The organism is Bradyrhizobium sp., assembly GCF_035484855.1.
Lineage (GTDB): Bacteria > Pseudomonadota > Alphaproteobacteria > Rhizobiales > Xanthobacteraceae > Bradyrhizobium.
This window is the reverse complement of sequence record NZ_DATHOP010000145.1, coordinates 1-25,947: the sequence shown is the minus strand read 5'-3', so window position 1 is coordinate 25,947 and position 25,947 is coordinate 1. Positions and strand designations below refer to the sequence as shown.

The following is a 25,947-nucleotide window of genomic DNA, read 5'->3' as shown; positions in this document are numbered from 1 at the left end:
AACCGGACCGCGCCGTTCATGCGCTGCCGACGGCGAGATCGCGCTTGTTGAAGAAGCGGATGTCGATATTGCGCCCTTCCGGGGGCGGCGAGGCGAGCTTCGACTTGAAGAAGGCCCGTTCGCCCGGCTTCAGCACGGATTGCTCCAGCACCGCGTTCCAGGCGTAGATCTCGGTACCCTTGGCGTCGCGCACGGAAAACCGCAGCCGCGGCAATTCCACCGGCTTTCTGGTTTCTCCCGTGATCACGCCCTCGATCACCAGCACTGGCTTGCCTTCCACGGTCTCGGTGGAGATCTTGACGTCCTTGAACATCAGCCCGCGCAGGTTCACGTCGAGCCCGACCAGTCCGTAGAACGAGGCCGTCTGCGGCAACAGCCGCACCACGTCGACCCGCCAGATCACCAGCGCCAGCACCAGCGCACCCATCGCGGCGCAGGCGATCGGGGCGGTGACGAAGGGTATGCGGGGCAGTCTGAAAATCCCGCGCAGCCGCGACGGCCGGCGTTCGTCCTCGGCATCGTCCTCGGCGCGCGAACTCCATTCGATTTCGCCTTCGTCCGGCCAGTCGCTGGAAATCGAGGGGCTGTCGACGACGGGGGTGTCCTGGCCGGCGCCCTCGTCCTGGCGGGCGAGCGTGGTCCATCCCGCGGCGACATCGGTTGCCGCGCTCTGCTGGCTGGCCGCCGCCATCACAGGTGCGGCAGCCACGATCTCGACGGCATCCTCGGGCCGCGCCAGCCAGACTTCCTTGCAGCGGGAACAGCGCACGGTGCGGCCGGCCTCTCCCAGCGTGGCCGGATTGATGGCATAGGACGTCGAACAATGCGGGCAAACGATATGCATGGAGCCCAATCTCCACAAATGACCTTGGCCAGATGCTACAAGGCGACCGTTAACGAATCGGAAACCATAACCGAAGCAAAACCAATTTGTCGGGTTCGCAGGCCTTGAGGCCGAAACCGGCGAGTTGCGGGTTTCGGCCGGTTTGCCGGACCCCCACCATGAGCCGGAGCTGAGCTTGGTTCGGTTCGAAAATGTCGGATTGCGCTACGGATTGGGTCCGGAGATTCTGCGCGACCTCAGTTTCCAGATTCCGGCCCACTCTTTCCAGTTCCTGACCGGCCCCTCCGGCGCCGGCAAGACCTCGCTCTTGAAACTGTTGTTCCTGTCGCTGCGGCCGACCCGCGGCCTGGTCAATTTGTTCGGCAATGACGTCTCGCTGCTGGCTAAGGACGAGATCGCAAACTTGCGCAAACGGATCGGCATCGTGCTGCAGGACTTTCGCCTGCTCGACCACATGACCACCTATGAGAACGTGGCGCTGCCGTTCCGGGTGATGGGCCGCGAGGAGTCAAGCTATCGCAAGGAGGTCATCGACCTCCTGAAATGGGTTGGGTTGGGCGAGCGCATGGACGCGCTGCCGCCGATTCTGTCCGGCGGCGAGAAGCAGCGCGCGGCGATCGCGCGCGCGGTGATCTCGCGCCCGCTGCTGTTGCTGGCCGACGAGCCGACCGGCAACGTCGATCCGACGCTGGGGCGGCGGCTGCTGCGGCTGTTCATCGAGTTGAACAAGTCGGGCACCGCGGTCATTATCGCCACCCACGACATCGCGCTGATGGATCAGTACGAGGCGCGGCGGCTGGTGCTGCATCAGGGACGGCTGCATGTCTATGAGTAGAATATGTCGATGAACAGGATGGACGACCCGCACGGCCCGCTGGTGGACCTCGGCAACGAGCGTCCGCGGTTGCCGGCGCGCGCGCGCAATTTGTCGCCGATCGTGCCGCGCGCCTCGATCGCCGGCCGCGCGCTGGTCGCCGTCGTCGCCATCATGACCTTCCTGGCCTCGATCACGACCGGCGCGGTGCTCCTGGTCAGCGCCTCGGCGGCGGAGTGGCAGTCGGAGGTCGCAAGCGAAATCACCATCCAGGTGCGCCCCACGGCGGGGCGCGATCTCGACCGCGACGCCGCCGCGGTGACGGAGGCGATCCGCGCCCAGCCCGGCATCCTCGAGGCGAGGCCGTTCACCAAGGACGAATCCGCAAAACTGCTGGAACCCTGGCTCGGCAGCGGGCTGTCGCTCGACGATTTGCCGGTGCCGCGGGTCATCGTCGCCCGCGCCCAGCCGGGGACCGCGCTCGACCTTGTCGGCTTGCGCAAGGCGGTGACGCAGGCGGCGCCATCGACCACCGTCGACGATCACCGCGCCTGGATCGAGCGGATGCGCTCGATGACCGGGGCGACCGTGTTCGCCGGCATTGGCATCCTGGTGTTGGTGATCATCGCCACCATCATCTCGGTCTCGTTCGCCACCCGCGGCGCGATGGCGGCCAACCGGCCGATCGTCGAAGTGCTGCACTTCGTCGGCGCCGGCGATCGCTACATCGCCGCCCGCTTCCAGCGGCATTTCCTGCGGCTCGGGCTGGAAGGCGGCCTGATCGGCGGCGGCGTGGCGATGCTCGGCTTTGGCTTCTCCGAATCGATCGCCGGCTGGTTCTCGGGCACCCCGGTCGGCGACCAGTTCGCAGCACTGTTGGGGACGTTTTCGCTGCGCCCGTCCGGCTATCTGGCGCTCGCTGCCCAGGCCGTCCTGATCGCGGCGATCACCGCCTGGGCCTCGCGGCGAACGCTGTTTGCAACGCTCGACGACATCGACTGACGCGGACGGCCGAATAGCCTTTGGAACCGGGCTCCTTTTGGTCCGAAAACGTTCTACACTCGCACCGGGGAAGGGGCACTGTTACAGCATGAGTTCGCTACCCGACGATAGCTCGCCGACCGCGCCGGCTGCCGCGCCACGCGGCCGGCTGCGCGCCGCATTGGTCGCAGCCATCGCGGTGGTGTTCGTCGCCGCCGCGCTTGGCTTCGTCGGATTCCTGTCGCAGCTGCGCGGCGCCGAGGCCGAACCGGCCAGCCACGCCGACGGCATCGTGGTGCTGACCGGCGGTTCCTCGCGGGTCTCGGACGCGATGGAACTTCTGGCCGGCGGCTATGGCAAGCGACTATTGATTTCCGGCGTGCATCCGACCAATGCGGCGAGCGATATTTCCCGCTCCCTGCCGGACAACCAGTCGCTGCTCGGCTGCTGCGTCGATCTCGACCGCTCCGCCGTCAACACCCGCTCCAACGCCGCGGAGACGCGGCGCTGGGTCCACGAGCGCGGCTTCAAGTCGCTGATCGTGGTGACCTCGAACTACCACATGCCGCGCGCCATCGTCGAATTGTCGCATGCGATGCCCGACATCAAGCTGGTTCCGTTCGCGGTGGTCGGCGAGAAATGGCGCGACGAGCCGTGGTGGACCAATGGCGCAACGTTCCGGCTGTTGCTGTCGGAATATGCCAAATACGTCGCCGCCGAGCTGCGCGTGCGGCTGGCGGATTTAGGCCTCGACCTGATGCCCGAGGCGGCCGACCAGCCGACCGGATCACTGCCGCAGCGGCCGGCAACGGCTCAAGCCAATTGATCGGATTGCAGATGGTTTCGATCTTTCTGCGTTCGCTGGTCTATCAAGTGCTGTTCTATCTCTTGCTGGTGTTCTGGATGCTCGTCGCGATCCCGACTTTCGTGATGCCGCGCCGCGCCATCATCAACATCGCCGGCCTGTGGGCGCGCAGCAGCATCTGGCTATTGGGCGTCGTCTGCAACGTCAGGGTCGACTATCGCGGGCTCGAAAAGATTCCGAAGGGGCCCCTGATCGTCGCCTCCAAGCACCAGTCGATGTGGGAAACCTTTGCGCTGCTGCAGTTCTTCGAGCAGCCGCTGTTCATCCTCAAGCGCGAGCTGACCTGGATCCCGCTGTTCGGCTGGTACCTCGTCAAATGCGGCATGATCGCCATCGACCGCGCCGCCGGCGGCCGCTCGTTGCTGGCGATGGCGCGGCGCGCCGGCGAGGCGGTGCGGCGCGGCCGCCAACTGATCATTTTCCCGGAAGGCACGCGAAGGCCTGTTGACGCCAAGCCGGACTACAAGACCGGCATCGCCCAGATCTATGTCGATTGCGGCGTCAGCTGCCTGCCGGTGGCGCTGAATTCCGGCCTGTTCTGGCCGCGCCGCACCTTCATGCGCTATCCCGGCACGCTGGTGGTCGAATTTCTCGATCCGCTGCCGCCCGGCCTGTCGCGCCGCGAATTCATCACGCGGGTCTCGACCGTGATCGAGGATGCCACGAGGCCGCTGGTGGAAACCGCGCGCGCCGAGCAGGCGCAACTGTTTGGCGGCGTGCCGGGGAAGGCGAAGGCAGAGACGTAACGCGTTCTTCCCTTCTCCCACAAGGGGAGAAGGAAGAATACTGGCGGTCATCGAGCTGACTGAATATGACAAGCGCCATGATGCGGGGAGGACGGACGAGTGGAAATCAACGGTGTCGCCCATACGTTCATCACGGCTGGAAACTTCGCGGCCGCGCGCGCCTTCTATGGACAATTGTTGCCGTTCCTGGGTCTTAGCGTCGTCGCCGACAGTGAAAACACGTTCTATTGCGTTGGAGGCCGTACCGGCTTTGGCGTCCATGCCCCGGCTCCTGAATATGCAGGCCAGCGATTTCGCCAGGGTTCGGTGGGGCTGCATCACCACTGTTTTCGCGCGCGCGAGCGCGGCGACGTCGATGCGGCCCATGACTTCCTCGTCAGGATTGGCGCCAAGATCGTTCATGAACCGCGCGAGGACGGCTTTGCCCCCGGCTATTATTCCGTGCTGTTCGAGGATCCCGACGGCACCAGGCTCGAGATCAATCACGTGCCGGGCAAGGGCCTGTTCGCACCCGGCGCGCAGATCGGCGGCGGCTACGCCGATGGTACGCAGAACGGCTGAGGAAGACGCGTGGCTCGACAACTCAACGCTGAGTTCGTAGCCCGGATGGAGCGAAGCGCAATCCGGGGTGACGGTTGCACGCTATTTCCCCGGATTACGCTTCGCTCCATCCGGGCTACGATTCATCCCTCGTGCAGCATCAGCGCCAGCTGATGCAATTGCGCATCGCGGAATCCTTGCGCCTCGATCGACTTCACCGTGGACAGCACATAGTCGCGGTTGTTGCCGGAGCGGCCGTGGCCCTGCTGGACGTAGCGCAGCTGTTCGGAAAGCGTCAGCCGGCCGGCATATTGCACATGGCCGCGATCGACCACATAGGCCAGTGCGCTGACGCGCTGGCGCGCCTCGTTCTCCAGCCAGACCGAGCGCATCACCTCGCGATAAACATGGGTGGTCTGCTCGCGGCCGCGCAGATAGTCGATGGTGGCGCCGCGCAGCCGGCTAGCGACGCGGAACGCGACGCCGCGGCAGGCGCCGCCGCGATCGAGCCCGAGCACGAGGCCGGGTTTCTCGGGCGTGCCGCGATGGTCGAACGAATAGACGCACAGCGCCCGGTGCTCGCCGATCAGCCGCGCCGGAACCTGCTCGATGAACTCAAAACCCGGCCGCCACATCAGCGAGCCATAGCCGAACACCCACAGGTCGGCTGGCTCCGATTGGCTCTGGCGGGTCGCTGGCATCGCGCGCACGGCTATCAGAAGATGGTTTTGTTGCGAAGTGGAAATCCACTGTCCGCTGCATTCATCGACCAAAGCCTTCGATTAACCGGCAGGCGTCAATTGACCAGCGTTGACTTGATTGTGTCGGCCGGCATCGCTTAATTGACAAAATCACCGGTCAAAGGTCGCCGCATGTCCGAACTGACCCTCGCGCCGCGCCGGCGCCCGCTTTGGCGCCTGTTCTTCATGCCTGTGCTGGTCCTGATCGCCGCGATCGCATGGAGCGCGTTCTGGTTCTATGCGGCCTCGGAAGTCGATGTCAAAGCCGACGCCTGGCGTGCGCAGGAGGCCAAATCCGGACGGGTCTACGACTGCGCGCGGCGATCGGTGGCGGGCTTCCCGTTCCGGCTCGAGGTACGCTGTGACGGGGCCAGCGTGTCATTGGTCTCGCAGACCGCGGGGACGCAGCCGCCGCTGACGGCAAGGCTCGGCGAGATCCTGGTGGTGGCGCAGGTCTACGATCCGAAACTTGTGATCGCCGAATTCACGGCGCCCGCGACGATCTCCGATTCGCAAGGCGCGCCGGCGATGTCGATGAACTGGAAGACCGCCCGCTCCAGCGTGGTGGGATTGCCCGCCGTGCCGCAGCGGGCCTCGATCGTGTTCGACGATCCCGAAATCGATCGCCTCAACGGATCGGTATCGGCGCCGCTGGCGCAAGCCCGGCATATCGAGCTTCATGGCCGTCTCGCCGAAGGCTCAAGCGTCGATCATCCCGTGATCGAAAGCGTCTTGAGAATCGAAGGCGGCAGCGTGCAGGAGGTGCATCCGCTGCTCGCCCAGCCGTTCGACGCCGACGCGCGGGTGATGTTGAGCGGCTTGAAGGATTTTTCCCCAAAACCCTGGCCCGAGCGGTTTCGCGAAATCGCCGCCGCCGGCGGCCATGCCGAGATCGTGCAATCGCGAATCCAGCAGGGCGATGTCATCGCGGTCGCCGCCGGCACGCTCGGCATCAACGCGCAAGGGCGGCTCGACGGCGAGTTGCAGATGACCCTGGCCGGCTTCGAAAAGATCATTCCGGCACTTGGCATCGAAAAGATGTTGGAGGAGGGCGTGCCGCAGGCGACGCTCGATCGCGTCGCGCCGGGCGTCAAGACGCAGGACCTCAACAATCTTTTCGGCGCGCTGGACCGCGCGATTCCCGGTCTCGGCAAGGCGGTCAAGCAGAACGCCGGTGCCGGCGTCGTCATGGCCTACCGCAATTTCGGCAAGGAGGCGGTGCTGGAAGGCAAGAAGGCGCGCGCCTTTCCGCTGCGCTTCGTCGACGGCACCGTGTATGTCGGCCCGCTGAAGGTCGGCCAGGTGCCGCCGCTGTTTTGATGCCGTGTCCCGGACGCGGTGCAGAGTTCTTCGCGCTGCGCCGCAGAGCCGGGACCCATTTGCATTGAATGAACCATGGGCCCCGGCTCTGCAGCGCGTCACTTCGTGCTGCGCAGCGTCCGGGGCAAGCACGCCGTTTTCATCATCACCTGCGAGCGGGGAATCTCCGCTCGCTAAACCGTGATGGGCGGATTTCCTCGACGGCTCCTCTCCGCGGGAATAGCTGCCATCGTGAGCTACTCTAGTAGAGGACCCGCGCCGATGCGCGATCGGTCAGCACCGTGGAGAACGACAATGACCAGACACCCCCTTCTTGCCGCGGCCGTCATTCTGTCGGCGGCGACCGCTGCGCCGGCACTCGCCCAACCCGTCATCGACGAGCCCGGCGCCTACGCTTTCTATCATCCCAATGCCGATCTCTATCATCCCAATGGCGATCTCGGCCTCGGGTCGTCGGGTCCCGCCGACGCCATGGCGCAGCTGCGTGGCGCGACCATGTCGCATCCGCTTCCCGTCCGTCGTCCCCACCGCGTCAAGCCATATTGAGGAGAGAGCGCGATCCTGGATCTCCCGCCGTCGCTTTTGGAATAATTCGCGCGTCTCCCTCGTCATGTTGCCCCCAACTGACTGGGCTCGGCCATACCTCGGCTGAGCCCATCTTTTTTGCGTTCGAAGTTCTCCCACTGCCGCAGCGGCTTTTCGCGCGCTCAGCTGATTGAGAAAAAATTCCAACATTTTAGCGTGAGCAAAACGTGATGCGAAATCATCTCGTGTTCGCGAATATCCGCGCCCGAACTCAAGTCTCGCTGTCGGAGGAAGCACGCACACACCTGACCAGGGTGCGATGTGCGGGAGGCGTATCGGCTTCCTCCCGGGCGGGAGGTTCAAGTGAAACTACTCAAGGGGATGACTTGCGTTACGGCCGTGTTCGGGATGGCTGTGGCGGCACATGCGGGCGAACTGTCAGATATCAAGACGCAATCCGAACAGCTTCGCGAACAGAATCAGCTATTGACGAGGCGCATAGCCGAACTCGAAAGGCGGCAGCGCAAGCTCGAGGCGCGGCGGGAAAGATCGCCCGCGGCCGTGGCGCGGCCGGCTGCCGCGGTGGATGCAATGGCTGCCGACACCCGGGCCTACAAGGCGGTCAAGAGGCCGCCGGCAGATGACAGCCTGACCTGGCACGGCGTGACGCTCTACGGCCTGGTCGATATGGGCGTGACCTATCAAAATCACGGTGCCCCGCTGAGCAACACCGCAGGGCTCGGATTGAATTATCTGATCTCGAAGAACAGCAACGGCTCCTACTTCGGCGTCGGCCCGAACGCGCTGAGTTCCTCGTTCATCGGGCTGAAGGGAAACCAGGAGCTGACCGACGGGCTGTCCGCCGTCTTCAATCTGCAGACCGGGTTCAACCCGCAGTCGGGCAGGCTTTCGGACGGGCTCGGCTCGATCGTGCAAAACAACGGACTGGCGATCGGCGCGCAGAATTCGTTCGCCGACTCGGCCAAGGACGGCCAGGCTTTCAATGTCGCGGCCTATGCCGGCCTCAGTTCGCCAGTCTGGGGAACATTGACCTACGGCCGGCAGAACGCGCTGACGTCCGATGGCGTAGCCAATTATGATCCGATGAACAATTCGGGCGCGTTCTCGCTGATCGGTTTTCAGGGCGCCACCGGCGGCGCCGGCGATACCGAGGATCGCATCTTCGACAATTCCTTCAAATACGCCGTCAATGTGGGTCCGTTCCGCACCGCCGTGGAAGCCCAGCTCCGATCCGGTCTGAACGGCGGCGCGGGCAACGCCTTTCAGGGACAGATCGGCGGGGATTATCTGGGCCTGTCGCTGGATGCGATCGTCAGCCACGTCGAGGATGCGATCGTCTCGGCGCCGCTGCCGGCGGGCACGCTGCTGCCGGCTTCGCTGATCAATCCCGGAAACGGTTTTGTCGCAGGCACCGTCTCCGACAACACCAGCGTCATGCTGCTCGCAAAGTACGTGTACGGGCCGGTGAAATTCTATGGCGGCTATGAGCATATGCAGTTCGCCAACCCGCAAAACCCGCTCGCGGCCGGCAATTTCATCGTCGGCGGTTATTCGCTCGGCACGGTCAACAACACCAACTTCACCACCGACAAGATCCTCCAGGTGTCCTGGGGCGGCGTGAAATATGCGGTCAGGCCGGACCTCGATCTCAGCGTCGCCTATTACCACGAGGAACAGAACAGCTTTGAAGGCGGCACGCCCGCGACCCTGAACGCGGCGCACTGCGCGAACGCCAGCCTGGCGCAGTGCAGCGGACAGCTCGATGCCGTTTCCTTCGTCGCCGATTACCGCTTCGCAAAACGCTTCGATGCCTATGCCGGCATCATGTGGTCGCAGGTGTCGAATGGTCTGGCCAACGGCTTCCTGCAGCGATCCTCGATCGATCCGACCGTCGGCCTGCGGTTCCAGTTCTGAAGTCAAAAACGAAGGAGACCATCATGCTGAATGAAAGAGATCGCGGCCCGGGAAGCAAAAGCGGTCACCCGCTCAGCCGCCTCGCCCATGTCGTCGGACGGATCGGCCTGTCGATGTCGGGCGCGATGGGCGGAACCTTCGTCGCCGCCTATCTGGCAAAAGCCAATATCGATCCATTCGATTCGATCGGGTTCATCGCCGCGATGATCCTGGTTGGCATCGCCGGATTTTATCTGGGGATCGATATTCCAAGGCCAGGCACAACCCGTATCGGCGCTGCGGCGCGGGTCGGCCTTCCTGGTGTCGACGGCATCGAACTCTTGAGCGCGACGGGGACATTTCTGGCCGCGCTCGCCGCGCTGGCATCGGTCTACGCCATCGTGTTCGACGCGCCCCCGCTGGGCGCGTGGGAATTGCTGATCGGTTCGTGGTGGCTCGCCGGGATCATGATGCAGATCGGCGCCGGCTCGCTCGGCCGGCTGGGGCTCGCGAGGATCGCCGGGTGAGGGTTGGGGGCGAAATCGCGGTGGTGTGTCTTCCCGTCGGTGTGTCTTCCCGCCATTGCGAGGCGCACTCTTGTCCGCCGAAGCCCGCCTTCGGGCGAAGGCGCATGCGACGAAGCAATCCATGCAGCAACAAGAAAGATGGATTGCTTCGCTGAGTTTATCATCGGGCGCGCGTACGCGCGACCCGTTGGCTCGCAATGATGATGTTCAGCTGCGACCTCCGGCCACACCCAACCGTCGTCCCGGCCTTCGCCGGGACGACGAAAGGGTCACTCCGGCTTCTTCCCCAATTGCGCATGCGGGCGGCCGAAGTCGGGGGCGGCCGAATCCTGGCCGATCTCGACGATGCCGCGGCGGATGGCGCGGGTGCGCGTGAAATGGTCGAACAGCGCCTGGCCGTCGCCGCGGCGGATGGCGCGGGTCAGTTTCGAGAGGTCCTCGTTGAAAGTGCCGAGCATTTCCAGCACCGCTTCCTTGTTGGCGAGGAACACGTCGCGCCACATGATGGGATCGGAGGCCGCGATCCGGGTAAAATCGCGAAAACCGCCGGCGGAAAATTTGATGACTTCGGAGGAGGTGACCTGCGCCAGCTCGTCGGCGGTGCCGACGATGGTGTAGGCGATCAGATGCGGCAGATGGCTGGTGATCGCGAGCACGAGGTCATGGTGGTCGGGCGTCATGATCTCGACCCGGGCGCCGAGCGCTGCCCAGAACGCGCGCAGCCGCTCGACCGCGTCCGGATCGGTTCCTTCGGGCGGGGTCAAAATGCACCAGCGGTTGATGAACAGCTCCGCGAAACCGGAATCGGGGCCGGAATGCTCGGTGCCGGCCACCGGATGCGCCGGCACGAAATGGATGCCCGCGGGCAGATGCGGCGCCATCTCGCGCACCACCGCGCCCTTGACCGAGCCGACATCGGAGACGATCGCGCCCGGCTTGAGATGGCCCGCGATTTCTTCGGCGACTGCGCCGCAGGCGCCGACCGGAATGCCCAGGATCACGAGATCGGCGTCCCGCACCGCTTCCGCATTGGTCTCGACCACGGCATCGACCAGGCCGAGCTCCCTGACCCGGGCGCGGGTTTTTTCCGAGCGCGCGGTGGTGACGATCTCGCCCGCAAGCCCCTGCGCGCGCGCGGCGCGCGCGATCGAACCGCCGATCAGGCCGAAGCCGATCAGCGCGATCTTTTGAAATGACGGCGCGGCGTTCACGTCTGCGCCATGAAGTCGCGCAGGCCCTCGACGACGAGGCGATTGGCCTCCTCGGTGCCGATGGTCATGCGCAGGCTGTGCGGCAGTCCGTAATTGTTCAGCGCGCGCAGCACCAGGCCCCGCCTGGTCAGGAACGCATCGGCCTCCGCCGAGGTCTTGCCCTTCTCGAGCGGGAAATGGACCAGCACGAAATTCGCCACGCTCGGCGTCACCTTGAGGCCGAGTTTTGTAATTTCCTGCGTCAGCCAGTTGCGCCACTTCTCGGTATGCGCCTTCGACATCTGTTGGTGCGCGGTATCCTCGATCGCGGCCACCGCCGCCAGCATCGCCGGCGTCGAGACGTTGAAGGGCCCGCGGATTCGATTGACCGCATCGACGATATGGGCTGGGCCGAACATCCAGCCGATCCGAAGCGCGGCCAGCCCGTGGATCTTGGAGAAGGTGTGCGTCATCACGGTATTGTCGGTGGTGGCCACAAGCTCGATGCCGAGCTCGTAATCGTTGCGCGAGACGTAGTCCGAATAGGCGGCATCGAGCACCAGTAGCACATGCGCCGGCAATCCGGCGCGCAGCCGCTTGACCTCGTCGAACGGCAAATAGGTCCCGGTCGGGTTGTTCGGGTTGGCGAGCCAGACCAGCTTGGTGCGCGGCGATACCCCTTTCAGGATCGCATCGACGTCGGCGGTGAAGTTGGTCTCGGGCGCCACCACGTTGATGCCGCCGTTCGCCTTGGTCGCGATCGGGTACACCAGAAAACCGTGGGCGGTGGAGATCGCCTCGTCGCCATGGCTGAGATAGGTGTGCGCCAGCAGATTGAGGATCTCGTCGGAGCCGGCGCCGCAGATGATGCGGTCGGGATCGAGCCCAAACGTGCGGCCGATCGCTTCGCGCAGCACCCGCGAGGTGCCTTCCGGATAATCTTCCAGATGCGCCGCCGCTTCCTTGTAGACCGCAATCGCCTTCGGCGAAGGCCCGAACGGAGTTTCGTTGGCCGACAGCTTGAACACCTTGCGGCCCGGCTCCGGCACCGGGCTCTTGCCGGGCGTGTAGGGCGCAATCTCGAGAATGCCGGGATTCGGCACGGGGCGGGACATCTTCAACTCCGGAAAATCAGGGAATGCGAGAGCTGGGCACTAGCGGGGCACCGTATAGCGCGTTGCATGGCTGCCGACGAGGGCCGCGGAGCGCACCGAGGCGCCGGCCTCGATCAGGGCCGACCTGATCTTGTCCAGGCTGTTGGGGCGCGCGATCGACACCAGGAGTGCCGCGCCGTCGAAGGCGGTGTCGGGCACCGCGACGATGTCGGCCAGCGGCGACAGCGCGCGCGCGGTCTCGGCGTTCCAGCCCGATACCCGCACGCTCCAGGTCTCGACCTCGGTCACCATGGCGCTGTCGGAGACGCGCGACACCACGAACACCGGCAGCGCCGCCGGGTGATCGGCGCGTTCGAGGAACGGCAGCCGCGCGATGATTTTCGGGCTGCCCGCGGCCTCCAGCGCAATCCACCACGGCGTGCGGCTGGAGGCGGCCGGGACCAGCGCCAGGTCGCCCTTCGATTTCGCCGCCGCCTCGACGGCGGCCTGGGCGCTGAAATGCGAAACATAGGGTACCACGAAGCCGAAATGAAACCGCGCCGAATCCCGCATCGCGGATTCGCCGACCGAGACATCGGCATGCACCGAGAACGGCGCCTGCACATAGGTGAAGGTCGAGATGATGACCCGCCAGATGCTCTCGATGGTGTCGATCGGCAGGATGCCGCGATGGCGTTCGACCAGCCGCCGCATCATCGCGGCCTCGCGTGCCGGACGGAACGCGGAGCCGACCTCCTGGGTCTGCTTGACCTGGATCAGCCGGTCGATGATGTCGCCGCGCGCCATCAACAGGCGGTGGACCTGCTCGTCGATGCTGTCGATCTCCTGGCGCAGCACGTCGAGCGAGGGCGGAGCGGGGGGCTGTTGGGACATGTGGATGATCCGGCGAAATACTCTCTCCTCATCCTGAGGAGCGGCGTCTTCGCCGCGTCTCGAAGGATGAAAGCCCGTTCTGTCTCATGGTTCGAAACGGCGCAAGTGCGCGGGCCCCTCGCGGGGTCCGGAAGCACGGGCAATCCCGACCATCGCCCGCGCGCCCCGCCGTTAACCATGGGCTCGCCTTGACGAAAAGCGCCCCAGTGACTAGTATTTAACCGTCCCGTGGTCATTTGAGCCGGCCGGCTTGCAGCCACGTTAAACAACTCGCTAAACAGGCCGGGGACAGAAGTGATCCCGGTCGAACTTACGTTCAGGCCGGGTTTTTTATGGCCTGATTTCCGTGGTGGTTTCGCAAGGAACCTCCATATGGAGGTCGGTAACAAGATGGTAAACGTAAAGTCAGTACCTAGTCCCGCGATCCACGCCGAGGAGCGGTCGCACGAGGCGGATCATCCGAGTTCGCTTGTCGCGGCGTTCGGCGCCAATCAGCCATTGCCGCTCGATTGCGGCATCGATCTCTCCCCCTTCCAGATCGCCTACCAGACCTATGGCGAACTCAATGCCGATCGCTCCAATGCGGTTCTGATCTGCCATGCCCTGACCCTCGATCAGCATGTCGCCAACGTGCACCCGCTGACCGGCAAATCGGGCTGGTGGGACATCATGGTCGGTGCTGGCCGCCCGCTCGACACCGACAGATATTTCATCATCTGCTCGAACGTGATCGGCGGCTGCATGGGGTCGACCGGCCCGGCCTCGACCAATCCCGCAACGGGAAAAGTGTGGGGGCTGGATTTTCCGATGATCACGATACCGGACATGGTGCGGGCGCAGGCCATGCTGCTCGATCGGCTCGGCATCGAAACGCTACTGTGTGTCACCGGTGGCTCGATGGGGGGCATGCAGGCATTGCAGTGGACCGCGGCTTATCCCAATCGTGTGTTCTCAGCGCTGGCCGTTGCCTGCAGCACGCGGCATTCGGCGCAGAATATCGCATTCCACGAACTCGGCCGCCAGGCCGTGATGGCCGATCCCGATTGGCGCGGCGGCCGCTACTTCGAAGAAGGCACCCATCCGCATCGCGGGCTCGGGGTGGCGCGGATGGCGGGGCACATCACCTATCTCTCCGACGCAGCCCTGCACCGAAAATTCGGCCGGCGGATGCAGGATCGCGACCTGCCGACATTCTCGTTCGATGCGGATTTCCAGGTCGAGAGCTATCTGCGCTATCAGGGCTCGTCGTTCGTCGAGCGCTTCGACGCCAACAGCTATCTCTATCTGACGCGGGCGATGGACTATTTCGACATCGCCGCCGACCATCATGGCGTGCTGGCGCAGGCGTTTCGCGGCATCCAAACCAGGTTCTGCGTGGTGTCGTTCACCAGCGACTGGCTGTTTCCGACGACCGAGTCGCGGGCGTTGGTGCATGCGCTCAATGCCTCCAGCGCGCGGGTGTCGTTCGCCGAGATCGAGACCGACCGAGGGCATGACGCCTTCCTGCTGGATGTGCCCGAATTCTTCGACATCTCGCGTGCTTTCCTGCAATCGGCGGGCAAGGCGCGTGGCTTGAGGCCGCCCGCATGACCATGCAGCAACAGGTCCTGCCGCTGAACGGCATGGCGCGGCCGGACACCGGGCATTATCGCGGCGATCATCTGCTGCTCGCCGAGATGGTGGAGCGCGGCTCGAAGGTGCTCGACGTCGGCTGCGGCGACGGCGACCTGCTGCAGCTATTGGAAAGCCGCGGCATCGACGGCCGCGGCATCGAACTGTCGCGCGAGGGCGTCAACCGCTGCGTCGCCAAGGGGCTCGCGGTGGTGCAGGGCGACGCCGATACCGATCTGGTCAACTATCCCGACGACGCCTTCGACTACGTGATCCTGTCGCAGACGCTGCAGGCGACGCGGCAGCCGAAAGTGGTGCTGGAGAACCTGCTGCGGATCGGGCGGCGCGCCATCGTCTCGTTCCCGAATTTCGGCTTCTGGCGGATGCGGCTGCAGCTATTGGTCGGCGGCCACATGCCGCGCACCGAAAACCTGCCCGCGACCTGGTACGACACGCCGAACATCCATTTCTGCACCATCAAGGATTTCGTGCAGCTCTGCGACGAGATCAACGTCAAGATGGAGCGTGCGGTAGCCCTCGATCTCTACGGCCGGCCGCTGCGGGTCAATCTGCCCTGGTGGTTCTGGAACATGTTCGGCGAGCAGGGCGTCTTCCTGCTCAGCCGCGCGGGCAAGGCGAGGTAAAGTTCGCATGTGCCCCGGGCGCGCGCTGCACCTCTCCCGCTTGCGGGGGAGGTCGACGCGCTCGAAGAGCGCGGCGGGTGGGGGAATGTCTCCACAAGCGCCGGCGTCTGCGGAGGCACCCCCACCCCGGCCCTCCCCCGCAAGCGGGAGAGGGAGTTCACCGCCGTCTTGGATGCATTGAATTCCTATCCCGCCGCCATCGATCTCGGATCGCGCACCGGCCAGCGGCCGGCTTCGACCAGCGTAATGAACCGCTCGACCATTTCGTTGAACAGCGCCGGCTCCTCGAGATTGAGCACATGGCCGGTCTTCGGGAAAAACGCCAGTCCCGCCGCGGGCAGGTGCTTCTTCAAGAAAAGGCTCGGCTCGATGCAGCCGTCGTCCTCATCGCCGCAGATGATCAGTGCGGGCGTCGGGATCTTCCTGATGGCGTCGGTCAGGGTGTAAATCGAGGCACGGCCGCCCTGGAAACTGCGCATGGTGTTGGCCGAGCCCCTGGCGTCGTGCCGCGCCAAGCCTGCGTAAAAGTCGGCGTGGCCGCGCGGGTCCTTCAGCAGGAAGGGGATCCGGCTCGGCGCCTCGCGCGTCGCCTTCGCGACCTCGACCGAGCCGATCGCCTCGTATTGTTCGGCATTGGCTCGGCAATGGGTGCGGAAGGCCTCGAGATTTTCGATGGCGGAGCCTGAGCCGACCGCGGCCAGCGTCATCGACAGCGCGCGCTCGGGCGCGTTGAGGCCGATCTGCAGCGAGGAATAGGAACCCATCGACAGGCCGACGAAATGCGCCCTGGCGATTGCGAGATGATCGAGCACCGCGAGCGCGTCGGTGTAGAAATGCCTGTAGGTGTAGACCTCGGCCGAGGCCGGCACATCCGAGGGCGTATAACCGCGGGCGGAATAGGCGATGCAGCGGTGGCCGCGCGAGAAGTATCGCATCTGCGGCTCCCAATTGGTGTGGTCGGCCGCGAATTCGTGCAGGAAGATGATCGGCATTCCCTCGCCCGCCTCCTCGAAATAGAGACGGACATTGTCGCTCGTTGCGGCGTGAGGCATTTGAGTTTCCTTCTCGTTGGCGGCTTGCCGAAAATCGCAGTTAATGCTCGCGGCTGCAATGAGGCGGGAAGAGGGTTCCCTCGTCAAGGAATCATCGCGGAATCACCCCGAAACCGTTTCCGCAGCGCCGCATCGCGTCTTGCTCTCGCCATAACGGGAATTGCATACGAGCCGCGGATGTCGGCTCCCGGTGCGCTTTCCAAAACGAAGGCGCACCCGGCCGATGGGAATGGGGGTGTGTCAAAGAGGATTGAGTATGATTCAGTTGGTTGCGTTCTGCCGGTTGCTTCGCAGGGTCTCTCCCCTTGTCGTCGCGCTGGCATTGGGTTCGGCGGCGGTCGTCGCCTCGGTCTCCCCGGCTTCAGCAAGGTCTCACCACGGCGCTACGCGGCACGCCTTCCCGCGTCATGTGAGCCGTTACCCCAGACGGCACTACGCGTCTCGTCACATCCGTCATTACCGGCATCTCGCGAACCGGCACCTCGCGCGCCTGTCGCGCTGGGATGCCGGCGTCGCGCAGATGCGGACGCGGGGACTGGCCGACGCCAATGCCAGTATTCCGTCGAGCAGCTATTCCAGCGGCATGGCGACCTCAGGCGGCTTCGGTTCGCCGAACATCGTCGCCGCGGCCCGCCGCTACATCGGCGGCAATCCGACCGGCCGCGGCAGCCTGTGGTGCGCGCGATTCATGAACATGGTGCTGCAGCAATCAGGCTATCGCGGCACCGGCTCCGACATGGCAAGTTCGTTCGCGCGCTATGGCCAGCGGGTCTCCGGTCCGCAGGTTGGCGCCATCGCCGTGATGGGGCGCCGCGGCGGCGGACATGTCGGGATCATCACCGGCATCGACGCCGAGGGTAATCCGATCATGATCTCCGGCAACAACGGCAACCGGGTCCGGGAAGCGCCGGTGTCGCGCGGCCGGATCTACGCCTACGTCATGCCGACCGGCTGACCGCGCAGACGATCGTCCGGGTGCCGTGATCCGGGTGCCGTGACAGGTGTCGCGAAGCAATCTCCTGACGCAGACTGGATTGCTTCGCCACCTGCGCTCCACAGAGAGGACCTAATCGCGCGGCCAACCTTGCTTGGCAAGAGCGATCAATTCAGGCCGATACTCGAAATGCAGGCTGTCGAAATGGTACCAGCGGCCGCCCCAGATGAAGCCGTAGCGTTCGAAAATCTCGACGATTTTCTCCGGAATCTGGTTGCGCCAGACGATCGACCCGTCCAGACGCTTCGCCCAAAGCCAATAATCGCCGAATTTGGCGTTGATATCGATAGCCGCCCCATAGGCGTGCACCGACAGCCGGCCCGTCTCTGCGATCGGCCGGCAGTAGTAGATGCCGGACATCGGGACGAGATATTTGATCATCGGCGCGGGGAGCAGATCAAGCTCGCGCGAAACCTTCTCCAGCTGATCGGCCACGCCGTTGATCGCGGTCGCGCGAACCGTGCCGCCGCCGTGGTTCGGCAGCCAGGCAACCGCGCGCAGGTTGACAGACACCTCTCCCTTGCGGCAGTCGCCATACATTTTCAGGAAAAAGCCGTCGTTGCGGATGCGGCCGGGGTCCGCGTCGGCCGCCGGCGCCTGGAACGGCGCGCTCGCCAGCGGGTAGGGAATCGCGAACTGGTCGCGAATGTCGGCCCGGTCGAGCATTTCGGCAAACGGCTTGTTCGGATGCGGGTTGCCGAGCGGCATCCGCGATCCATCCTTCCAGACCAGTTCGGTGTCGGTATAGGAGGCGAGCTTGTCCGGGTAGGCTGCGATCAGGGCGTCGAGTTTGGGATCGGCGGAGGCGGAGATGGGAAAAGATGCGAGCCACAATGCAACCAGGCAGGCACCCCTCATTTCTGACGTTCCGCGAGCTCGATGCTGTTGACGTTGGTCGTCTCAAGCGCGCTCAAGTCTACATCAACCTGACGCGGGTGATACCAGGAAAATTGCGAAAAATAACTGGCCAATATCTGGTCGACGAAAAATCGCCCGCGCCGCGCGAAAATCTCGTTTCGTGCGATGCGCAGCTCGAGCAGAGACAGACCCTTGAGGTCCTGTTCGCCAAGCAGCCGCTGGTCGGAGTCCGGGAAAATGAACCCGCCATGTTGCTTGGCCCGCGCCGTTATCTCGGGCGGGATCGCCGGCGAAGCCGCATTCGGCGGCGTGGCGGGATCGACAGGCTCCCTCCATTCAAAGAAGACGCCGAGCCCTACCGCGATGGTGATCAGCGCTGCTGCGCCATAGACCAAGTAGCGCGACAGCCAGGAGGGCGCCGGCGCGCGCGTCGGCTTGGGCAGTATCGATGGGTCATCCGAGGCTCCCGTTGTTCCCAGCGTTTCGTTGAGGGAATCGATCAGGCGTTGCATGTGCATGCGGAAGTCCGAGCCGGAATCGACCTTGGCCGCGTTGTATGAATGAAACTCGCGTAGCGTGTCCGGCAGTTCGGTCTCTTCCGGCATTTTCGCCCCGTTCACCAGAAGCGGAAGGATCGCCTTCTTGTGCTGCAGCGCGGTTTCGATCTCGACCCGCACGGGATCGCCCGGATCGTGTATGCGCAGCGGCTTCTTGCCGAGATTCTTGCCGAGCCAGCCCAGCCCGATCACGACGACCATCGCGTCGCACTTCAGAATCGCGCCCTCGATCCGGGTGTGATAGTTGACCCCGGTCGGGATGCTGTCGACGTCAAAGAATACGGACTTCTCGCCGTATTTGGCGATCAGATAGTCGGCGATGCGGCCGGCCATGTCCTGGGCGTCGGCACGCCGATATGAAACCATGATCATGGCCATGACGGCTCCCGAACTATCGATCTCCGCTCAACCGCGGCGCGGCACAAGTCTAGCGTGTGCAACCGGAAATAGTAAGATGTTTCGGAGACGGGTTGGTGCGGCTTGCTGCCCGGCAGGCGCCGTTGCTTCACCCGGCTACGACCGTTCGGTCGCCACGTCATCGCCGGTGGCAATGGCGCCCCCGGCGATGACCTCGGCATAGACCCCGCAGTCGGCGTGGCCGAGACGGCGCATCAGCGCCGGCGGGATCTCGAGGTCGCGCGCCGCGGTGTCGGGGTTGACGTTGACGGCGGCGCAGCGGACGATCCGCTTCACGACTTTGAGCCGCGCCTCGCCGATCGCGAGCGTCTGGTCGAGCAGTCCAAGCTCATGCCAGGCCGGCCATCCCTCGACATAGAGGTTGGCGCGGAAGCGCAGCGGATGAACGGGCGCATCGACGAGGTTCTCGATGGCCCTGAGGCTGCCGAGATTGATGACGGAGACAACCTTCTTGGCGACGTCCGAAAAGCTGTGGTTCCCGCCCGACAGCACCTTTGGCTCCCCCTTGAGTTCGGGGGAAAAATTCGACGCAAAGAAGGCTTCGATCGCGGCGCGGCCTTCCGTGGTCTCCAAGTCGCCGCGGGCGACCACCCGGCCACCCTCGCGGATGGTGAGCAGGTGGGTGCGGTCCTCGTAATGCGTTTGCAGCCCGGCCAGCCGCTCGTTGCGCATCAGCATCAAATAGTGCGCCTTTGACAGCCACGCCGGAGCGGCCGGGTCGAAGCCGCTGGGGCCGTTCTCGATGGCGTAGCGGCGATCGGCCGGAAAGGTCTGGCCCGGCTCGAGCGCGACCGAGGGCAGGGGTTCCGGGGAGAGGCCCTTGACGGGATAGCGATAGAGGCCGGCGATCCTGGGGGGCTGGGCGAGGGACATCCGGCTTATTAGGGGATTTCCCGCCCCGAGGCCACCGCACACGAATTTGTGAAAACGCCTCTTCCGTTTCGCCGAGGTCCTTCCCACATCTGCCTCAAGCCGGCGCAAATGTCGGCGACGACGACCGCGGCCGGTTGAGGAATGTCAATGCGGCGCCCCGCGGATCCCCAATGAAGATGCCGTATCCGTGCCTGATGGGCGGAGCGGCAGGCTGAGGGAAGAACCATGAATATTGAAAAATACACCGAGCGTGCGCGCGGTTTCATCCAGTCGGCGCAGTCGCTTGCGACGCGCGAAGGGCACCAGCAGTTTTCGACGCTGCATATGCTGAAGGTGCTGCTGGACGACAATGAAGGCCTGGCAAGCGGCCTGATCGACCGTGCCGGGGGCAACTCGCGCGCCATCCTCAAGGCAACCGAGGAGGCGCTCAACAAGCTGCCAAAGGTTTCCGGAAGCGGCGCCGGCCAGGTCTATCTTGCCTCCGAACTGGCGCGCGCCTTCGATGCGGCGGAAAAGGCGGCCGAAAAGGCCGGCGACAGTTTTGTCACCGTCGAACGGCTGCTGCTCGGGTTGGCGCTCGACAAGGGCAGCGACGCCGGCAAGATCCTGAGCAAGGGCGGCGTCTCGCCGCAAAACCTCAACGCGGCGATCGAGGCGCTCCGCAAGGGCCGCACCGCCGACAGTGCGACCGCCGAAAACGCCTATGACGCGCTGAAGAAATATTCCCGCGACCTGACCCAGGCGGCGCATGACGGCAAGCTCGATCCGGTGATCGGCCGCGACGAGGAAATCCGCCGCACCATCCAGGTGCTGTCGCGCCGCACCAAGAACAATCCGGTGCTGATCGGCGAGCCCGGCGTCGGCAAGACCGCGATCGTCGAGGGGCTGGCGCTGCGAATCGTCAATGGCGACGTGCCGGAGAGCCTGAAGGACAAGAAGCTGCTGTCGCTCGACCTCGGCGCGCTGATCGCCGGCGCCAAATACCGCGGCGAGTTCGAGGAGCGGCTCAAGGCCGTGCTGCAGGAAGTCACCGGGGCCGAAGGAAGCATCATCCTCTTCATCGACGAGATGCATACGCTGATCGGCGCCGGCAAGGCCGACGGTGCGATGGATGCGTCCAACCTGTTGAAGCCGGCGCTGGCGCGGGGCGAATTGCATTGCATCGGCGCGACCACGCTGGATGAGTATCGCAAGCATGTCGAAAAGGACGCCGCACTGGCGCGGCGCTTCCAGCCGATCTTCGTCTCCGAGCCGACCGTCGAGGATACCATTTCGATCCTGCGCGGGCTGAAGGACAAATACGAGCAGCACCACGGCGTGCGCATCACCGATTCCGCGATTGTGGCGGCGGCAACGCTGTCGAACCGCTACATCACCGACCGTTTCCTCCCCGACAAGGCGATCGACCTGGTGGATGAGGCCGCGGCGCGGCTGAAGATGCAGGTCGATTCCAAGCCGGAGGAACTGGATTCGATGGACCGGGAGATCGTCCGGCTCAAGATCGAGCAGGAAGCGCTGAAGAAGGAAAGCGACCTCGGCTCGAAAACCCGCCTGCAGACGCTGGACAAGGAACTCGCCGATCTCGAGGAGAAGTCGGTGGCTCTGACCGCGCGTTGGAGCGCGGAAAAGAACAAGCTGTCGAACGCCCAGAAGCTGAAGGCCGAGCTCGATGCGCTCCGCGTCGAACTCGCCAACGCCCAGCGCCGCGGTGAGTATCAGCGCGCCGGCGAACTGGCCTATGGCCGGATCCCCGAGCTCGAGAAGAGGCTCGCCGAGATCGAAGCCAAGGAAAATTCCGGCGAGATGATGGAGGAGGCGGTCACCGCCAACCACATCGCGCAGGTGGTGTCGCGCTGGACCGGCGTGCCCGTCGACAAGATGCTGGAGGGCGAAAAGGACAAGCTGCTCCGCATGGAAGACATGCTCGGCAAGCGCGTGGTCGGCCAGGCCGAAGCCGTGCGTGCGGTGGCGACCGCGGTGCGCCGTTCGCGCGCCGGCCTGCAGGATCCGAACCGCCCGATGGGCTCGTTCATGTTCTTAGGGCCGACCGGCGTCGGCAAGACCGAGCTGACGAAAGCGCTCGCCGAATATCTGTTCGACGACGAGACCGCGATGGTCCGGCTCGACATGTCCGAATACATGGAGAAGCATTCGGTGTCGCGGCTGATCGGCGCCCCTCCGGGCTATGTCGGCTATGACGAGGGCGGCGCGCTGACCGAAGCGGTGCGGCGGCGGCCCTATCAGGTGGTGCTGTTCGACGAGATCGAGAAGGCGCATCCGGACGTCTTCAACGTGCTGCTGCAGGTGCTCGACGACGGCCGGCTGACCGACGGCCAGGGCCGCACCGTCGACTTCCGCAACACGCTGATCATCATGACCTCGAATCTGGGATCGGAATATCTGGTCAACCAGCCGGAGGGCGAGGATACCTCCGCGGTGCGCGAGCAGGTGATGGGAATGGTGCGGGCGCATTTCCGCCCCGAATTCCTCAACCGCGTCGACGAGATCATCCTGTTCCACCGCCTGCAGAAGAGCGAGATGGGCCGGATCGTCGAGATCCAGTTCGGCCGGCTGCAAAAGCTGCTGGAGGATCGCAAGATCACGCTGACGCTCGATGCGGCGGCGCGCGACTGGCTCGCCGCCAAGGGCTGGGATCCCGCCTATGGCGCCCGTCCCCTGAAGCGGGTGATCCAGCGCAACCTGCAGGATCCGCTGGCGGAGATGATCCTCGAAGGCTCGGTCAAGGACGGCGATCGCGTCGCGATTTCGGCCAAAGGCAACGTGCTGACCTTCAACGGCAAGGCGCCAAAGACCGCCGAGATCGCGCAATTCGAGGCGCCGGTGTCGAAGCGGAAGCTGAACTGAGGCGAAGCGCCGACGCTCGTCGGTCCGCGGCGTTAGCGATTGCTGATCTGCCGCACGCCGGTAGATCCCGTGGCGTCCGAGATACGCGCGGCGCTGCCGCGGTTGTTCATCATGGCATCGAGCCGGTCGCGTTCCTTCTCGAAGCCCGACAGCAGCGCCCCGTCGAGCGAGCGGCCGCGTGGCAGCTTGATGCGCATCGGATCGACGAAGCGGCCGTTGACCAGGATTTCGTAGTGGACATGGGCGCCAGTCGACATGCCGGTCGATCCGACGAAGCCGATCACCTGGCCCTGCCGCACCCGTTTGCCGGGCTCCATGCCCTTGGCAAAGGCCGACATGTGGCCGTAGGCGGTCTCATAGCCGTTGGCGTGTTTGAGGCGGATGTAATTGCCGTAGCCGCCTTCGCGTTCGGCCTTCTCGACCACGCCGTTGCCGGAGGCAAAAATCGGCGTGCCGTAGGGCGCGGCCCAATCGACGCCGGTGTGCATCTTGACGAAGCCGAGGATCGGATGGCGGCGGGCGCCGAAGCCCGATCGCATGATGGCGTTGTTGACCGGCTTGCGCACCAGGAACTTCTTCGCGCTCTTGCCGGTCTCGTCGTAGTAGTCGACCACCGCGTCGTCGGGGGTCTGGAAGCGATAATATTTCTTGGTTTCGCCGCCGACGGTGAGCGAAGCGAACAGCACCTCGTTCTTCTCGGTGCTGATCGTGGCTTCGTCCTCGCCGGCATAGAACACGTCGAAGGAATCGCCGGGCTGCACCTTGCGCTGGAAATCGACGTCGTAGGAGTAGATCCGGACCATGTCCTCGATGACGCTCGCCGGCACCTTGTTGCGCAGCGCCGTCTCGTAGATGCTCTGGTAGAGCCGCACGCCCGAACCATCGTCATCGTCGTCGTCGCTGTTGTCGGGCGCCTCGGCGACGGTGTTCATGCTCTGCACGTCGACGGCGACATATTTGCCGAGATCGGACAGCGCGGAAACGGCTTCGACGGCGGAATCGTTGGCGACGATTACCCGGTAGGGCTGCAGCCGCTGGCCGGGCGCGGCCGGCGCCATCAGGATGCGCAGCCGCTCGCCTTCCTTCAGTCCGCCGTCACGGCCGCGCGGGCCGAGAGTGGTGGCGATCGCCTTGGCTTCTTCCGGCGTGGCGCCCTGGTCGCGCAGCACCGAGGTGACGGTATCGCCCTTCTTGACGAGGTGGACGCGCTCGCCCGACGCATTGCCGCCGGTGACCTGATCCTTCGTCTTCGGCAGCAGGGTGACGTTTTCCGGCACCACGCGGGTCTCGAAGCCGGCATAGGGGTCGGCGGCGACGCCGCCTTCGGTGGCGTAGGCCAGTTTGAGTTCCGGCTGCGCGCCGCTGACATCGGCCGCGGCATTGGCAAGCGCTGCGTAACGCACGCCGGTGCTGCTGCCGTGCCAGTTCGAGGCATCGCGCACCCGCATCAATATGTCGTCGAGCGCGACCACCGCGGCGAGTTTCGCCTTCGGCAGCACCGGCGCCAGGTCCTTGGTGACGAACGAGACCTCGGCATCGGGTTCGGCCGCATCGGCTGCGGCATCCGCATCGTCGGCGGCGGCCGGAGGCGGGGCGCCGACATCGCTCAGCATGCGCTGGGCGTTGAACGGTGGGATCTTGGCGCTGAGATCGCTGGTCGTCATCGACAGGTTGCCGGCGATGCGAATGAACGGACGGACCCGCATGACGTCGCGGTTGCCGACGCGGGCGACGGTGGAGACCCTGACGACGTTGCGCGAGGCCGTCGATTCGCCCGGCGGCGGCAGCCGGTCGCTCTTGCGCAGGCTGGCGGTCTTGTCGTTGGCGCTGAACGCGCCGCGCAATGCGCCCTCGACCCGTTCCGGCACCTTGGCGAAGGTCATTTCACCGTCGAGGGAAGCAAAAACGGCGCCGCCGATAAGAGCCGCGCCGCACAGTCCGGTCAGGATGGTGCCGCTAAACCATTGTACGGAGACGCGGCGGCGGTCGATGACGGCGGCTTCGGTCCCGTCGACGGAAAGCGGCGGCTCGTGACCAAGATCGATGATCCCGGTCTCGCGTCCGTAGCCGCCCCCGCGTGACGTCCTGTGGCTCAAACCACCGTCCCCCCAAATTCCATCAACATTCGACGAGATATTTCGCCCATCCCCGACCCTCGCCACCCTCTAAAAGCGCAGGTCCGGGAGTTCATGGCAACGCCGCATGGATGTTCGGGAACAAGGGGCCAAGAGCCGGCCGGATCACGAACAACTATTGGTCTGCCGATCTCTCGAATGTTTGCAGGCCGTAAGGAAAAGGCGACGGGTACATTGAAATCGCCTCCCCTCGGCAGAACGAATGTCGGCAGCCCCCACTGGCATCCGACGATTCAGTTACTTACCTAGGTGTCAGAACGTCGCAGGATTGTGGCTCAAGTACGGCGCGAAGTCCTGAAAAATCGAGACTTCTTCGCGGTGCAAGAAACTATCCCCCGATGCGACGATTTGTTGACAACAACCGTTGACAATGCCGATCGGGCGGGCTTATAAACCGCCCACTGAGCGCGGCGCTGTCTTGGCCCATGGCCAAGGCATGTTTTCGTGCCCGTGAAGCTCCTCACTAAGATGAGTGAATCAACAGCCGATGACAATCGGTTGTCATTTGCCGTCGAGTGAGGTCTTTCGCGACCTCCCCGAGGGGAGGAGAGGCTCCCAGCGATGGGAGAGGGGCCTTCGGACCCCGGGCTGTTTGACAAGTGAAGATGAAGAAAGAGAAACGTGGACGGCGGAGTCCTTGCGAGTCTCGATTGTTTGGATACGCAAGTATTCAAGTTTCGAGGCTGGACGAAAGACTTCGGCGGTACACGTTTACATAGGTTACACCATCGTTGCCCGCGATGTGAATCGCAGGCAGCTTGTTGGCTTCGGCTGACAAAAAATGGTGGGACCTCGTCAAACGTTGTGATCAGCCGGTTTGAAGTTTCAAGTCCAACTTGAGAGTTTGATCCTGGCTCAGAGCGAACGCTGGCGGCAGGCTTAACACATGCAAGTCGAGCGGGCGTAGCAATACGTCAGCGGCAGACGGGTGAGTAACGCGTGGGAAC

The 25,947-nt window shown here is 64.4% G+C and carries 23 protein-coding genes, 1 rRNA gene and 1 riboswitch; of the genes, 14 read left to right on the top strand and 10 right to left on the bottom strand.

The features are described from left to right. Positions 1–16 precede the first annotated feature (16 nt). The gene (locus VK804_RS16330) at positions 17–844 is read right to left on the bottom strand and encodes an MJ0042-type zinc finger domain-containing protein (protein ID WP_325372034.1); all 828 of its coding nucleotides are present in this window, start codon (positions 842–844) and stop codon (positions 17–19) included. 175 nt (positions 845–1,019) lie between these two features. Between VK804_RS16330 and ftsE the strand changes: the two genes are divergently transcribed. From ftsE to VK804_RS16305, 5 genes are all read left to right on the top strand, one after another. Next, complete coding sequence (ftsE, locus tag VK804_RS16325; protein WP_325372032.1) at positions 1,020–1,679, top strand: cell division ATP-binding protein FtsE; 660 nt, start codon at positions 1,020–1,022, stop codon at positions 1,677–1,679. Between the two features lie 9 nt (positions 1,680–1,688). Next, on the top strand, positions 1,689–2,660 hold the full coding sequence (locus VK804_RS16320; RefSeq protein WP_325372058.1) for an ABC transporter permease: 972 nt from the start codon (positions 1,689–1,691) through the stop codon (positions 2,658–2,660). Between the two features lie 88 nt (positions 2,661–2,748). After that, on the top strand, positions 2,749–3,465 hold the full coding sequence (locus tag VK804_RS16315; RefSeq protein WP_325372030.1) for a YdcF family protein: 717 nt from the start codon (positions 2,749–2,751) through the stop codon (positions 3,463–3,465). Between the two features lie 11 nt (positions 3,466–3,476). Continuing rightward, positions 3,477–4,250, top strand: coding sequence for a 1-acyl-sn-glycerol-3-phosphate acyltransferase (locus VK804_RS16310; protein ID WP_325372028.1), 774 nt, complete (start codon positions 3,477–3,479; stop codon positions 4,248–4,250). A gap of 99 nt (positions 4,251–4,349) precedes the next feature. Then, positions 4,350–4,811 carry a VOC family protein gene (locus VK804_RS16305; RefSeq protein WP_325372026.1) on the top strand — a complete coding sequence of 154 codons (462 nt, stop codon included), beginning with the start codon at positions 4,350–4,352 and terminating at the stop codon, positions 4,809–4,811. 122 nt (positions 4,812–4,933) lie between these two features. Here VK804_RS16305 and VK804_RS16300 read toward each other — a convergent pair whose 3' ends face one another. After that, positions 4,934–5,491, bottom strand: a complete 558-nt coding sequence (locus tag VK804_RS16300; RefSeq protein ID WP_325372024.1) for a gamma-glutamylcyclotransferase — start codon at positions 5,489–5,491, stop codon at positions 4,934–4,936. Positions 5,492–5,662: 171 nt separating this feature from the next. Between VK804_RS16300 and VK804_RS16295 the strand changes: the two genes are divergently transcribed. The 4 genes from VK804_RS16295 (at position 5,663) to VK804_RS16280 (ending at position 9,816) form a co-directional block, all read left to right on the top strand. Then, the gene (locus VK804_RS16295; protein ID WP_325372022.1) at positions 5,663–6,850 is read left to right on the top strand and encodes a DUF2125 domain-containing protein; all 1,188 of its coding nucleotides are present in this window, start codon (positions 5,663–5,665) and stop codon (positions 6,848–6,850) included. A gap of 294 nt (positions 6,851–7,144) precedes the next feature. Then, positions 7,145–7,396: a hypothetical protein gene (locus tag VK804_RS16290; RefSeq protein WP_325372020.1), complete on the top strand. Its 252-nt coding sequence runs from the start codon at positions 7,145–7,147 to the stop codon at positions 7,394–7,396. 342 nt (positions 7,397–7,738) lie between these two features. Then, positions 7,739–9,310, top strand: a complete 1,572-nt coding sequence (locus VK804_RS16285) for a porin (protein ID WP_325372018.1) — start codon at positions 7,739–7,741, stop codon at positions 9,308–9,310. A 23-nt stretch (positions 9,311–9,333) separates the two neighbouring features. After that, the gene (locus VK804_RS16280) at positions 9,334–9,816 is read left to right on the top strand and encodes a hypothetical protein (protein ID WP_325372017.1); all 483 of its coding nucleotides are present in this window, start codon (positions 9,334–9,336) and stop codon (positions 9,814–9,816) included. 269 nt (positions 9,817–10,085) lie between these two features. On the opposite strand, the gene VK804_RS16275 is transcribed toward VK804_RS16280, so the two are convergent. The 3 genes from VK804_RS16275 to VK804_RS16265 are packed head-to-tail and all read right to left on the bottom strand — an operon-like array spanning position 10,086 to position 12,994. Continuing rightward, positions 10,086–11,027 (bottom strand): prephenate/arogenate dehydrogenase family protein, encoded by a 942-nt coding sequence (locus VK804_RS16275; RefSeq protein ID WP_325372015.1) that lies wholly within the window; start codon positions 11,025–11,027, stop codon positions 10,086–10,088. Further along, positions 11,024–12,121, bottom strand: a complete 1,098-nt coding sequence (locus VK804_RS16270) for a histidinol-phosphate transaminase (protein WP_325372013.1) — start codon at positions 12,119–12,121, stop codon at positions 11,024–11,026. Before VK804_RS16270 ends, VK804_RS16275 begins: the two co-directional genes overlap by 4 nt. A gap of 39 nt (positions 12,122–12,160) precedes the next feature. Beyond that, positions 12,161–12,994 (bottom strand): chorismate mutase, encoded by an 834-nt coding sequence (locus tag VK804_RS16265; protein ID WP_325372011.1) that lies wholly within the window; start codon positions 12,992–12,994, stop codon positions 12,161–12,163. Between the two features lie 218 nt (positions 12,995–13,212). Continuing rightward, a riboswitch (SAM riboswitch) is annotated at positions 13,213–13,292 on the top strand. A gap of 92 nt (positions 13,293–13,384) precedes the next feature. Between VK804_RS16265 and metX the strand changes: the two genes are divergently transcribed. Together metX and metW are read left to right on the top strand one after the other, a co-directional pair. Next, entirely contained in the window at positions 13,385–14,584 is a 1,200-nt protein-coding gene (metX, locus tag VK804_RS16260; RefSeq protein ID WP_325372009.1) for a homoserine O-acetyltransferase MetX, read from the top strand. Beyond that, positions 14,581–15,249: a methionine biosynthesis protein MetW gene (gene metW, locus VK804_RS16255; protein WP_325372007.1), complete on the top strand. Its 669-nt coding sequence runs from the start codon at positions 14,581–14,583 to the stop codon at positions 15,247–15,249. Before metX ends, metW begins: the two co-directional genes overlap by 4 nt. A 185-nt stretch (positions 15,250–15,434) precedes the next feature. Here metW and VK804_RS16250 read toward each other — a convergent pair whose 3' ends face one another. Then, a complete protein-coding gene (locus VK804_RS16250; RefSeq protein WP_325372005.1) occupies positions 15,435–16,301 on the bottom strand; it encodes an alpha/beta hydrolase in 867 nt (288 codons plus the stop codon). A gap of 256 nt (positions 16,302–16,557) precedes the next feature. Here VK804_RS16250 and VK804_RS16245 point away from each other — a divergent pair, with 256 nt between their 5' ends. Continuing rightward, positions 16,558–17,256, top strand: a complete 699-nt coding sequence (locus tag VK804_RS16245; protein ID WP_325372003.1) for a TIGR02594 family protein — start codon at positions 16,558–16,560, stop codon at positions 17,254–17,256. Positions 17,257–17,367: 111 nt separating this feature from the next. Here VK804_RS16245 and VK804_RS16240 read toward each other — a convergent pair whose 3' ends face one another. The 3 genes from VK804_RS16240 to VK804_RS16230 form a co-directional block, all read right to left on the bottom strand. Further along, entirely contained in the window at positions 17,368–18,153 is a 786-nt protein-coding gene (locus VK804_RS16240; protein WP_325372001.1) for a M15 family metallopeptidase, read from the bottom strand. Beyond that, on the bottom strand, positions 18,150–19,082 hold the full coding sequence (locus VK804_RS16235) for a YARHG domain-containing protein (protein WP_325371999.1): 933 nt from the start codon (positions 19,080–19,082) through the stop codon (positions 18,150–18,152). Before VK804_RS16235 ends, VK804_RS16240 begins: the two co-directional genes overlap by 4 nt. A gap of 141 nt (positions 19,083–19,223) precedes the next feature. Continuing rightward, positions 19,224–20,000: an MOSC domain-containing protein gene (locus VK804_RS16230; RefSeq protein WP_325371997.1), complete on the bottom strand. Its 777-nt coding sequence runs from the start codon at positions 19,998–20,000 to the stop codon at positions 19,224–19,226. Positions 20,001–20,225: 225 nt separating this feature from the next. Between VK804_RS16230 and clpB the strand changes: the two genes are divergently transcribed. Further along, positions 20,226–22,865, top strand: a complete 2,640-nt coding sequence (clpB, locus tag VK804_RS16225; RefSeq protein WP_325371994.1) for an ATP-dependent chaperone ClpB — start codon at positions 20,226–20,228, stop codon at positions 22,863–22,865. A gap of 32 nt (positions 22,866–22,897) precedes the next feature. Here clpB and VK804_RS16220 read toward each other — a convergent pair whose 3' ends face one another. Continuing rightward, on the bottom strand, positions 22,898–24,961 hold the full coding sequence (locus VK804_RS16220) for a M23 family metallopeptidase (protein WP_325371992.1): 2,064 nt from the start codon (positions 24,959–24,961) through the stop codon (positions 22,898–22,900). Between the two features lie 871 nt (positions 24,962–25,832). Here VK804_RS16220 and VK804_RS16215 point away from each other — a divergent pair. Beyond that, positions 25,833–25,947, top strand: a 16S ribosomal RNA gene (locus VK804_RS16215); the annotation flags it as partial.